This is a genomic window from Halorubrum sp. Atlit-26R (genome assembly GCF_003666015.1).
GTDB lineage: Archaea > Halobacteriota > Halobacteria > Halobacteriales > Haloferacaceae > Halorubrum.
On the sequence record NZ_QPLT01000341.1, the window covers coordinates 1 to 551 of the forward strand.

1 pseudogene is annotated in these 551 nt (G+C 72.6%); it reads right to left on the reverse strand.

Annotated elements, in window-relative coordinates:
- Positions 1 to 355: pseudogene (locus DVK07_RS20890) on the reverse strand (3-hydroxy-3-methylglutaryl-CoA reductase); the annotation flags it as partial.
- Between the last annotated feature and the right edge of the window lie 196 nt (positions 356 to 551).

Sequence of the window (551 nt, forward strand, 5' to 3'; positions counted from 1 at the left end):
CGCCGCCGGCGCTGTTGATGACCGAGCAGCCGCGGTTGACCGACGCGAGGAGCGCGCCCTCGGTGGTCGCGAGGGGGAGGTACTTCTCGCCGGCGACGGAGCCGCCGTCGACGCTGACGGGGCCGGCGACGCCCATCGGCACCTGAATCGCGCCGACCATGTTCTCGATGGCCGACTCGGCGGCCTCCGCGGGGAAGCCGTAGTTCCCGACCGCGTCGAGCGACGCGCCGGACTGTTCTTCGACGAGCAACCGGCGCGCCTCGGCGGCGGTGTCGGCGTCGGCGTGCGCTTCGAGTTCGTGGAGGCGGAGTTCGCCCTCCCGAACGCGGTCGGCGAGGGACGCGGCGTCTGTCATGCCCCGACGTTTCCCGCGCCGGCCCTAACGCGTTCCGGTTCTTTCAACGGTCGCCGTCTGTCCCCGTCCGAGACCACCCGGCCACCGCCCGGCCACCCCGCCGCCTCCCGAACCGTTTTGCCCTCCCGCGTCGGGGTCGAACGCATGACCGCGGCAGCGGACCTCGTACTGACGAACGCGGAGGTACACACGCTCG